Source organism: Acinetobacter sp. 1130196, assembly GCF_000588095.1.
Lineage (GTDB): Bacteria > Pseudomonadota > Gammaproteobacteria > Pseudomonadales > Moraxellaceae > Acinetobacter > Acinetobacter nosocomialis.
Window position 1 is genome coordinate 42,335 of sequence record NZ_JFWX01000026.1, and the last position, 11,095, is coordinate 53,429.

General features: G+C 38.2%; 10 protein-coding genes and 2 pseudogenes. 6 read left to right on the forward strand and 6 right to left on the reverse strand.

Going from position 1 to position 11,095, the window contains the following annotated elements; translation table 11 throughout:
- A complete protein-coding gene (gene carB / locus J671_RS17285; protein ID WP_004707343.1) occupies positions 1-3,231 on the forward strand; it encodes a carbamoyl-phosphate synthase large subunit in 3,231 nt (1,076 codons plus the stop codon).
- Between the two features lie 88 nt (positions 3,232-3,319).
- Positions 3,320-3,796 (forward strand): transcription elongation factor GreA, encoded by a 477-nt coding sequence (greA, locus tag J671_RS17290; protein ID WP_002048557.1) that lies wholly within the window; start codon positions 3,320-3,322, stop codon positions 3,794-3,796.
- A gap of 69 nt (positions 3,797-3,865) precedes the next feature.
- Here the strand turns inward: greA and J671_RS17295 are convergent.
- Positions 3,866-4,463 (reverse strand): annotated as a pseudogene (locus J671_RS17295) (TetR/AcrR family transcriptional regulator); the annotation flags it as partial.
- A 139-nt stretch (positions 4,464-4,602) separates the two neighbouring features.
- On the opposite strand from J671_RS17295, the gene J671_RS17300 reads away from it, so the two are divergent.
- The 3 genes from J671_RS17300 (at position 4,603) to J671_RS17310 (ending at position 6,299) form a co-directional block, all read left to right on the forward strand.
- A complete protein-coding gene (locus J671_RS17300) occupies positions 4,603-4,992 on the forward strand; it encodes a RidA family protein (RefSeq protein ID WP_081404922.1) in 390 nt (129 codons plus the stop codon).
- A gap of 114 nt (positions 4,993-5,106) precedes the next feature.
- Complete coding sequence (locus J671_RS17305; RefSeq protein WP_031982957.1) at positions 5,107-5,739, forward strand: CatB-related O-acetyltransferase; 633 nt, start codon at positions 5,107-5,109, stop codon at positions 5,737-5,739.
- Between the two features lie 122 nt (positions 5,740-5,861).
- On the forward strand, positions 5,862-6,299 hold the full coding sequence (locus J671_RS17310) for a universal stress protein (RefSeq protein WP_004885516.1): 438 nt from the start codon (positions 5,862-5,864) through the stop codon (positions 6,297-6,299).
- A 37-nt stretch (positions 6,300-6,336) separates the two neighbouring features.
- Here J671_RS17310 and J671_RS17315 read toward each other — a convergent pair whose 3' ends face one another.
- Together J671_RS17315 and J671_RS17320 are read right to left on the reverse strand one after the other, a co-directional pair.
- Positions 6,337-7,083: a hypothetical protein gene (locus J671_RS17315; protein ID WP_031982959.1), complete on the reverse strand. Its 747-nt coding sequence runs from the start codon at positions 7,081-7,083 to the stop codon at positions 6,337-6,339.
- 25 nt (positions 7,084-7,108) lie between these two features.
- Entirely contained in the window at positions 7,109-7,438 is a 330-nt protein-coding gene (locus J671_RS17320; protein ID WP_004707331.1) for an MGMT family protein, read from the reverse strand.
- A 79-nt stretch (positions 7,439-7,517) separates the two neighbouring features.
- On the opposite strand from J671_RS17320, the gene J671_RS17325 reads away from it, so the two are divergent.
- The gene (locus J671_RS17325; protein ID WP_022575206.1) at positions 7,518-8,234 is read left to right on the forward strand and encodes a metalloprotease; all 717 of its coding nucleotides are present in this window, start codon (positions 7,518-7,520) and stop codon (positions 8,232-8,234) included.
- Here J671_RS17325 and J671_RS17330 read toward each other — a convergent pair.
- The 3 genes and pseudogenes from J671_RS17330 to J671_RS17335 all read right to left on the reverse strand — a co-directional run bounded on the left by J671_RS17330 (position 8,231) and on the right by J671_RS17335 (position 11,091).
- Positions 8,231-9,955 carry a CapA family protein gene (locus J671_RS17330; protein ID WP_031982961.1) on the reverse strand — a complete coding sequence of 575 codons (1,725 nt, stop codon included), beginning with the start codon at positions 9,953-9,955 and terminating at the stop codon, positions 8,231-8,233. The genes J671_RS17325 and J671_RS17330 overlap by 4 nt on opposite strands.
- Positions 9,952-10,107 (reverse strand): annotated as a pseudogene (locus tag J671_RS25820) (hypothetical protein); the annotation flags it as partial. The gene J671_RS17330 and the pseudogene J671_RS25820, both read right to left, overlap by 4 nt.
- 51 nt (positions 10,108-10,158) lie before the next feature.
- Positions 10,159-11,091: an IS5-like element ISAha3 family transposase gene (locus tag J671_RS17335; RefSeq protein WP_004812228.1), complete on the reverse strand. Its 933-nt coding sequence runs from the start codon at positions 11,089-11,091 to the stop codon at positions 10,159-10,161.
- Positions 11,092-11,095: the final 4 nt, after the last annotated feature.

Below are 11,095 nucleotides of genomic sequence, written 5' to 3' on the forward strand. Positions count from 1 at the left end.
ATGCCTAAACGTACGGATATTAAAAGCATCTTAATTATTGGTGCTGGCCCGATTGTGATTGGACAGGCATGTGAGTTTGACTACTCAGGTGCTCAAGCATGTAAAGCACTTCGTGAAGAAGGCTATCGTGTTATTTTGGTTAACTCTAACCCAGCGACCATTATGACTGACCCTTCAATGGCGGATGCAACTTACATTGAGCCAATTACTTGGCAAACTGTTGCTCAAATCATTGAAAAAGAGCGTCCAGATGCAGTCCTTCCAACTATGGGTGGACAAACTGCATTGAACTGCGCACTTGCACTGGATGAAAACGGCGTATTAGCGAAATACAACGTAGAACTTATTGGTGCAACGAAAGAAGCGATTGAAAAAGCTGAAGACCGTAAACTCTTCGACATCGCTATGCGCAAAATCGGTTTGGAATGTCCAAAAGCTGCTATTGCTGAAACCATGGAAGAAGCTTTGGAAATCCAATCTCGCTTTGGTTTCCCAGTAATTATCCGTCCATCATTTACAATGGGCGGTTCAGGCGGCGGTATTGCATATAACCGTGAAGAATTCCTTGAAATTTGTGAACGCGGTTTCGACCTCTCTCCTACTCACCAGTTATTGATTGATGAATCTTTAATTGGCTGGAAAGAATACGAAATGGAAGTTGTTCGTGACAAAAACGACAACTGTATTATCGTATGTGCGATCGAAAACTTTGACCCAATGGGTGTTCACACAGGTGACTCAATCACTGTAGCACCAGCTCAAACATTAACTGACAAAGAATACCAATTGATGCGTAATGCTTCAGTTGCGGTTCTTCGTGAAATTGGTGTTGAGACAGGTGGTTCTAACGTTCAGTTCGGTATTAACCCGAAAGACGGCCGTATGGTTGTGATCGAGATGAACCCTCGTGTATCTCGTTCGTCTGCTCTTGCTTCTAAAGCAACTGGTTTCCCGATTGCAAAAATTGCTGCGAAACTAGCTGTTGGTTATACCCTTGATGAATTGAAAAATGACATCACTGGCGGCGTAACTCCTGCGAGCTTTGAACCATCAATCGACTATGTTGTAACAAAGATTCCTCGTTTTAACTTCGAGAAATTCCCACAAGCAGAACCAGTTCTTACCACTCAGATGAAATCTGTTGGTGAAGTCATGGCAATTGGCCGTAACTTCCAAGAATCTGTACAAAAAGCATTACGTGGTCTTGAAGTTGGTGTAAGCGGTTTTGATGAAAAAATCGAAGCTGGTGCAACAAACGTAAAAGAAACCATTTTAAAAGAGCTTAAAGTTCCGGGTCCTGAGCGTATTTGGTACGTAGCAGATGCATTCCGTCATGGTTTCTCTTTAGATGACGTATTTGAAGCAACTAAGATTGACCGTTGGTTCTTGATCCAAATTCAAGATATCGTTAAGACAGAAGCTCAAGTAAAAACTTTAGGTTTTGGTGATCTAACTGCTGAAAATATCCGTTCGTTCAAACGTAAAGGTTTATCTGACCTTCGTATTGCGAACCTTATGGGTATTTCTCAAAAGCAATTCCGTAAGCAACGTTGGAACTTGGGTGTTTATCCAGTTTACAAACGTGTTGATACATGTGCTGCCGAGTTTGAATCCGGTACTGCATATATGTATTCAACTTACGATGAAGAGTGCGAAGCAAATCCATCAAACCGTGACAAGATCATGGTAATTGGTGGTGGTCCAAACCGTATTGGTCAAGGTATCGAATTTGACTACTGCTGTGTACACGCTGCTTTAGCAATGCGTGAAGACGGTTATGAAACAATCATGGTGAACTGTAACCCTGAAACTGTTTCTACCGACTATGACACATCTGACCGTTTATACTTCGAACCTGTAACACTTGAAGATGTTCTTGAAATCGTACGTACTGAGAAGCCAAAAGGCGTAATTGTACAATACGGTGGTCAGACTCCACTTAAGTTAGCACGTGCTTTAGAAGAAGCTGGTACTCCTATTATCGGTACTTCTCCAGATGCCATTGACCGCGCAGAAGACCGTGAACGTTTCCAACAAATGATTCAACGTTTACAGCTTCGCCAACCAAACAACAGCATCGTAAAATCTGCTGAAGAAGGTATCTCTGAAGCTGCGAAAGTTGGTTATCCGTTAGTTGTTCGTCCATCTTATGTATTAGGTGGTCGTGCAATGGAAATCGTATATAACGAAGATGAACTTAAACGTTACCTTCGCGAAGCAGTACAGGCTTCTAATGAAGCGCCTGTTCTTCTTGATCACTTCCTTGATGATGCAACTGAAGTTGACGTTGACTGCGTATCTGACGGTAAAGATGTCGTAATCGGCGGTATCATGCAGCACATCGAACAAGCTGGTATTCACTCTGGTGACTCTGCATGTTCTATTCCTCCTTACTCTCTTTCTAAAGAAGTACAGGATGAAATGCGTCGTCAAACAGTTGCTATGGCGAAAGAACTTGGTGTAGTTGGTTTGATGAACGTTCAGTTCGCAGTTAAAGGCGATGATATTTACGTTCTTGAAGTAAACCCACGTGCATCACGTACTGTTCCGTTCGTATCGAAATGTATTGGTGAATCTTTAGCAAAAGTAGCTGCTCGTTGTATGGCGGGGCAATCTCTTGAATCTCAAGGCTTTACTAAAGAAATCATTCCAACTCACTTTGCTGTGAAGGAAGCTGTTTTCCCATTTGCTAAGTTCCAAGGCGTAGACCCAATGCTTGGGCCTGAGATGAAATCTACAGGTGAAGTAATGGGCGTTGGTAAGACATTTGGCGAAGCGTTCTATAAAGCCGTTCTAGGTTCAAATGATCGTTTACCTGGTCTACCAACTGAAGGCGAAGAAAAGATTGCTTTCTTATCTGTTCGTGAATCTGATAAGAAATATATTGCTGATATCGCTAAAAAGTTCGTAGCTTATGGCTTCAAACTGGTAGCAACAGGTGGAACGTATAAAGTACTTAAAGAAGCAGGTTTGGAATGTGAATCTGTAAATAAAGTAACTGAAGGACGTCCACATATTGTTGACCGCTTGAAAAATGGTGAAATACACCTTATTGTCAACACTACTGAAGGCAAACAAGCTCAATATGATTCTGCAATGATTCGTCGTGCTGCCCTCCAAGGCAAAGTTTATTACACAACGACTATCAATGGTGCAGAAGCAGTTTGCCAAGCCTTTGCTGTGAAATTGCCAATGGATGTATACCGCTTGCAAGATTTAACTGTAGGTTAATTTTTTTCCGATAAGTCCCGCCCCCCTCTCGGGGGGGGGGGTTTTTTTTTTTTTTTTTTTTTTTTTTTTCAACTTAAGAGGGACCGAAATGCAACGTTATCCAATGACCCCTGAAGGTAAAATCGCCTTAGAGAAAGAATTACAACATCTGAAATCTGTTGAACGTCCACGTATTACTCAAGCGATTGCTGAAGCACGTGAACATGGGGACTTAAAAGAAAACGCAGAATACCATGCTGCTCGTGAACAGCAAGGTTTCTGTGAAGGCCGTATCCAAGATATCGAAGGGAAATTGGGTGCTGCACAAGTCATCGATGTTAAAGACTTAGAACAAAACGGTCGTGTTGTATTCGGTGTTACGGTAACGATTGAAAACCTTGATACTGAAGAACGTAAGACTTATAAGATTGTTGGTGATGATGAGGCTGATTTTAAAATCAATAAAATTTCAGTAAATTCACCAATTGCACGTGGCCTTTTGGGTAAAAATGAAGGTGATGAAGTAAAAATTACCACTCCTCAAGGCGAAGTTGAATACGAAGTTGTAAGTGTAGAATATCTTTAATTTTTAATTAGATATACTTAGGCTATAAGACCCCTCAATTGAGGGGTTTTTACATTTAAGACAAATAGTAAAAAATTCACTATGCGTCTTTTAAAAAACCTGATGCAAAGATTTGAAAAGCATTTAATGCTTCAGGAAGTACCTGTTCAGGATATTCACTAGAAGCCACCCATAAGGCTGCATTCATGGCAGCACCATTTAAAAGCACTGCTGCTGCTTCTGGATCTACAATTTTAATTCGTTCCTCTATCAAAAGCTGTTCAACGCACTCACGAGTAGACTGCAAACATCTATTTTGACTTGGCCAATGCGCCGGATCACCCAACACTGCAGGGCCATCACGTAGCACAATACGCTGAAATTCAGGCTTCAAAGCATTTTGAATATAAGTCTGCCCTTCAACTAGTAATCCTTCCCAAAGATCATCAAGCTGCTCTCGATGCTGCTGGGCATATTCGGCCATCTGTGAATCAATTTGTTCTACAACTGCTGCAAATAAACCACGCTTATCGCCAAAATGATGATAAAGCGCCCCACGAGTCAATCCTGCCTCGGCCGTGAGTTTATCCATTGAAGTATCGGTATAGCCATATTCCGCAAATGCATGACGTGCTACTTCAATTAGTTTTTTGCGGGTTTCCGCCATTTTTCTTTCACGAACAGACATATATTTCACCAGCTAATCATCACAAAAAATATTAATTGACATACGCCTCGTATGTCAATTAAGTTTACATACGAGGCGTATGTGAAAATTAACCGACATTTATTGATTAGAAGTTAAATACTGAAGGAGAACAAACCTGATGAGAACTGCAATATTTCCCCAAAATCGTCATGCCTTATATCAACAGCATGGCTATTCAGCCGCAATTCAATCGAAAGATTTACTCTTTGTTTCAGGGCAGGTTGGTAGCCTTGAAGATGGCTCGCCTGTACCTGATTTTGAAAAACAGGTAACACAAGCTTTTAAAAACTTAGAAGAGACATTAAAAGCAGCAGGTTGCACTTTCGATGATATTATTGATGTCACTACCTTTCATACGGATCCCGAACGGCAGTTTGAAAGTATTATGAAGGTTAAAAATCAAATCTTTACACAAAAGCCTTATCCCAACTGGACAGCTGTTGGCGTAACTTGGTTAGCAGGTTTTGATTTTGAAATTAAAGTCATTGCACGTATTCCTCATAAGTAATGAAGACAAATTAGTACGTGCTTTAGTATTCGATTCACTAGCTGAACTAAGATTATTGGTTCAGCTTGAATCGCAATTCGGTATAATGACCTATTCCCTTTTTATATATTCCTTATGGCTGAAAAGTTAATTAACTCCCCTGTCCGCCATTGGTGCGAATTTGAATTTATTTCCAAAACTGTAAAAAATCCGAATATCCATATTAAAGGTAATTACTCTTACTACTCAGCCTATTGGGATCAAGGTTTTGAACGCTGTGTCGTACGCTATTTACACGACAAACCATCTACTCCCGATAAACCAATCGATCAGCTTTATATTGGTAATTTTGTATGTTTTGGCGCTGAGTGTGTGATTATGATGGGTGGTAATCAGCTTCATAGACCAGACTGGATTTCGACTTTCCCTTTTGATACCCGCAGTTTTTTAGCAGCTGGCGACACCATCATTGCAGATGGTTGTTGGATTGGAAGCCGTGCCATGATTATGCAAGGTGTAAAAATTGGTGAAGGTGCTGTTATTGCAACTGGAGCCATCGTAACAAAAGACGTCCCACCCTATGCAATTGTAGGTGGAGTTCCGGCAAAAGTTATTAAATACCGTTTTCCTCAAGAACAAATCGACAAACTACTTGCTTTAAAACTTTATGATTTAGATGAAAAACAAGTTTTAAAAATGCGTGAATATTTGCAAACTGATGATATTGACGCTTTAACAATCCATATTGAAAATTTAAGAGATAAGTAAAATATATTCTCAAGTTTTTCTTGTTTAAAAATCACAAATGATTACGTGGCCGAATTTAAATCGTAAGAAAAGAAGTATAAAGTATTGAATAAATAAGTATCATTACAATAAGGAACATTCTCATGTTATACCAACATATTCTTGTACCAATTGACGGTTCTGAAACTTCTATGGTTGCGATGAAAGAAGCAATCAAACTTGGCAAAGCATTAAATAGTAAAATTACTATCGTACAGGTCATGGCACTTGATCCAATTATTGCAGATCTTTATGTAAAGACTGGCCAAACCAATGAACTAATTGAGCGGACTAGAACATACTTACTTGATATTTTAGAACAAGCCAAACAACAGTTTTTACAAGAAGGTCTTAGCGTAGAAACCAAATTACTTGAAGGTTTCGTTGTGCATGAAGAAATTATTCAAGCTGCACAAGAGCTTAATGCTGACTTGATTATAATGGGCTCTCATGGCCGTACAGGCGTAAGAAAACTTGTATTAGGAAGTGTTGCACAAAAAGTTTTAGGTGAAAGCCATATTCCTGTTTTAATTGTTCGCTAAAAAATGCCTGTCTGGCTCAATTCGGCCAGATAGGCACCTATTTTTTAAAAGGAATAACGTCTTCTCTTGATTGCTCAACTGTTATTGTTTTTTTACTTTTAAAAGCATCCCAAGAATAATTTTTATAATTTAACTGCCATAAATAGTAAGATTGACCGATATCTTTAAACCTAATATTTAATGTCATCCATGTTTCATCATGGCAATGCTGTGACTTCTTATACTCTCGTTCTGAAAAACATGCCCGAATCATTTTACTCGAAGAAAAATTAATATCTTTTAAGGCAACTTGATACTGCCCTTTAGACTTAAGCTCAATAAAATCAGCGTTTTCCTCAAAGCGTCCTCCTCCAGAATAACCAGTAAACCATGTGTTTAGCACTGCTATCGCATGCTCATTTTTATTGAGTGGATATAGTGCTGGAAAGATTTTGAGTCCATTAGGGCCTAAATCATCAGAATGTGGCTCTTTATTACTATGTTCATAATTTTTAAAATTCCACTGATTCAGCACTGTATATTGATTATTTTGCTTTTTAACTTCAGCAAGTTGTGGAGTTCCATCTATTAAATAATAAATCTGATCTTGTGTGTTTTTGGCTTTCCATAGCTTAGCTTCATCGCTACATTTATGACTTAACTGCTGACAAATCGAATGTATATCTTGTAATGAGACTTTTACATTTATAAAAGGTTGAGCTGAAATAGCCTGCTCTGCAAAACTCGATTGCACTGTTAAACCTAGTAATAATATGGCTAGACTCTGCCATTTATAATTCTGCATTTGTATTTGTTCTCTATTAATAATTTTAAGGTTGCCATGCGAACTGCTTTAAGTTCACTTTGCCATTCAACAAATAGACTCCTTCAGCTTCAAGCTTTAACTGCTGAACATTTTCACCTTTTTCATTAAACTTACTTAGGCTAATTTTACCTTGTGAGTTAATAACACGGTACCAAGGAACTTGATGATCTGCATCAAGATGCTTAAGAACATAACCTACTAATCTGGCGTGTTTGGGTAACCCTGCCATACGTGCTATTTGTCCGTAAGTTGCTACTTTTCCATATGGAATTAGAGCAATCACTTCTAAAATCTGTCGATGTAGTTCATACTGAGTTGTCAAAATGGAATCCATAAAAATTGACATCGTTCATATCATATAAAAATTTACTTTAAATCTCTTTAAAAGAATATGCAGAGACATTGCGATGAATATGAAAAAAACCTTACTGATGATTACAGGGACACTTCTGTGTGTTTCTTGTACGACCCGCCCTCCTCTACAAACGCCAGATTTATCAGAGGAACCTGCCAATAATAGACCTGTAGTTCCAGTTACTTTCGTTTTTACTACAGACAATCCTTCTGCTGCACGCTTTGATAACCTTACACAAATGCGAAAAGAAGTCCGCATCTTAAATAAATATTATTTAGATGACCAAGGCAATAAAATCTTTAATTTCAAATTAAACCGTTATATTTCTTACCAAGATTTTTCAAAAATGCATTGCGAACTTGGTAATGAAATAAACCAAGCTCGTCCTATTTCCATAGGCTCGATCCCTGCAAGTGTGAATGCATGCTTTCCTAAACGAACAGCACGTAAAGAGGTCATAGTCTTTATATACGATGCGTATTCAAAAAACTTAGAATTTGATGATGTTACTAGTCGTACATTCCGTAATAATGGAAAACCCTTTATTTTATTAGACTGGAATCGATTAAATTACAATATTCAAGCGGGTAGTATTCATGAAATGGGCCATGCTTTCGGCTTAAAACATGTATGTGTACCTAATGCAACTAAAACCACCCCCACCAATATTATGGCCAGTGCTGAGTGTAAATTAGGCAGTGGCGGCTTAAGAAATTTGGGGTTTACTCAAACACAGCTTCAAACCATCTTATCAACTTATAAACAATATTCTTAAAATTTAATTTCAACATATCTCCCCAAGTTATCTTGGGATGCCATGTAATTCTCATGGGTCAGTAAAGATGTCATATAAGTACTGGCCTTTGAGAAATCTTCAATATCTACTGGATACGGTTGCCAAAAAGTTTTTAAGTTATCCGTATAAATTGGATAAAGACGAAGTAAGTCATTTGCCAAATCGAGTTTGGCTATACAACCAAATGGCAAAGCATTTTGCTGTTCATATTCTCCATCACTATTAAACACAGCATTACCAATACCAAACACAACAGGCTTTTGATTGATGATCTGGATTGGCTGAATAGTATGAGCGCCATGACCAACTATAAGATCAGCTCCTGCTTGAGTAAGAATAGTCGCGAGTTTAGTTTGGTCTTTTGTAATAGGCTTAAAGTCGATACCCCAATGACAAATAACAATAATTTTGCGCTCTGGATGATTCTGCTTATAACGCATTATTTGTTCAAGTAAAACACCATTTAAACAAGCTACTCCACTTTTTGCACCTAGTGCATAAAAGTCATAATCCAGATAAGCACTGTCTCTATGCCAATAACCATTAAAAATCGCATAGTGCTTAGCTTCAAAAGCTATTTCAAAGTAATTGTGAGCAACTTTTTGGTTCAGTCCAGCGCCAATATAAGCAATACTCGCCTGATCCAACTGTTGTAATGTATGGGCTACTCCTTCATCGCCATAATCCTTCAGATGATTGTTCGCCAACACCAAATAATTCAAATGAATGCTCTTAAACTCTTCTAATGTTTTTTTAGCGTCGGCTTTTAGAATGAATGGCTTTTTATCTTTTAACGGCGATTGATTTTCTAAAGAAAAGACTGCTTCAAAGTTAGCTATGTTTATGTCATTTTTACCTAAAAATGGCTGTATTTTTTCAAATGAATAGTGATATCCATACTGCTGTAAAGCATCTGTTTGTCCTCTAGACTTACGCTTTTCAGTGTACATTTCACCGAAATAGGTATCTCCCAGAATATTGATAATGCCTGTTTGAGAAGAACATTTTTTTGCCTCGACATACTTTTCTTGAAAAAAATGGTAGTACGGAACCAAATGCTCAAGACGGTGAATATCATCTAAAAAAGAGAAAATTCCAATGCTCTGATTCTGTTCAGAATAAGTGATATAAATCTGTCTAAAGGTATGTGAGAGATATAAAACCGAGGTGAGTACTGGATGAGCAAGCAAAGGCGTAATCGGTTGATATACTTTATTTTTAAAAAAAAGTGTTTTGATAAAGAAAAGGTTCTTTAACTCGGCTGGATAGCTATAAATATTTTTTGCCAACAAAAATAGATTTTTTAATTGATTAGGTGCTTTTAAAGTTAATTTGTAGTTTTCCGCTCTTTTAGACAAGATCAATTGAGCTTGCTCAACGGAATCAAACAGTATATTGCTTAAGGCATCTTTAACATCATTTGCCTGAGTAAAAATTAAGAATTGTAAAAGCTGGGCAAATGTATAAGATTCATTTTTTTCCAAGCCCAAATATTGTTCACCAATTTTCTTATTTTTTTGTTCAGAAACCCGATAGACTTTATCAGCTTGAACTTTTTTTTGATGGAATTGTTCTAATGCATAATCAATCAATAATAAAGTAGAAATGTCTCCATCAATTTCAAATGTCCAAATTGCCTCTTCAAATTGGGCATGATCAAGAGCGGCTAGCAGCTTAATTTCAAATAGAGGATCAGTCATATCTCCTCTCCTTCGAAATCTTTTACGTAGGCAATGTAGCCAGACAAGTTATGTTCCTGATCATCAATTCTTACTCTAAAGCGATCATGTCGTACATAAAAAGCATTTAATATTTTATCTGGACGCGCCATGTACATCGCTATTTCCGGATGGCTTTGTTGCATAAACATTCAAAAGCTGAGTTCTCCCCAATCCATTCAAATTTAAGACACAACTTGGGTGCGAGGTCTACCTAATTCCGTAAATCTATTCAGAACTGCCACACGCGCATGAATTTCATTGACCTGACTTTGAAAATGTCTTGCCGTCAGCCTATCACCTAATAATTTGATGCAATGCATCTTGGTTTCCACCAAACTACGACGGTGATAACCCGACCATTTTTTCCATAGGGTTCTGCCTAAATGTTTAACCGTTTGAAGTAACTCATTTCGTTCTATTGAACTTATTTTAGAATCTTTCCAGGGCTTGGCATTCTTTCTGGGTGGAATTACTGCATGTGCTTGACGATCTGAAATCACTTTTCTGCAGCACTTCGTGTCGTACGCGCCATCGGTATAGACAGAATCTATTCGCTCATCTAGTGGAATTTGATCCAGTAAATCACCTAGTACTTGTGAATCACTGACATTATTTGTAGTAAGCTGAACGGCACGTATTTGCAGTGTTTCAGCATCTATACCAATATGCAGTTTACGCCATTGCCGACGGTATTCAGGCTGATGTTTTTTACGCTTCCATTCGCCTTCACCTAAAAACTTTAAACCCGTAGAGTCGACAAGTAGGTGTAACCCATCATGACTTTTCTGATAGCTTATCGCAATATCAATATGCTTTTGTCGTCTACAAAGGGTGGAGTAATCTGGTGCTGTCCAATTCAAGCCACAGAGTTTAATCAGGCTTTGAACAAAGCCAGTAACCATACGTAAAGAAAGACGGAATAGAGATTTGATCATTAAACAGCATTGAATCGCTGTATCGGAATAAGTTTGATTTCGTCCTTGCTTGCCTTGTGGTTGTGCATACCATTGCGTCTTAGGATCAAACCAGATTGAAATATTTCCTCGCTTGATTAAAGCTTGGTTATACGAGGACCAATTGGTTGTACGATAGATTTTAGGTGTAGGCTTCTTCATCTGG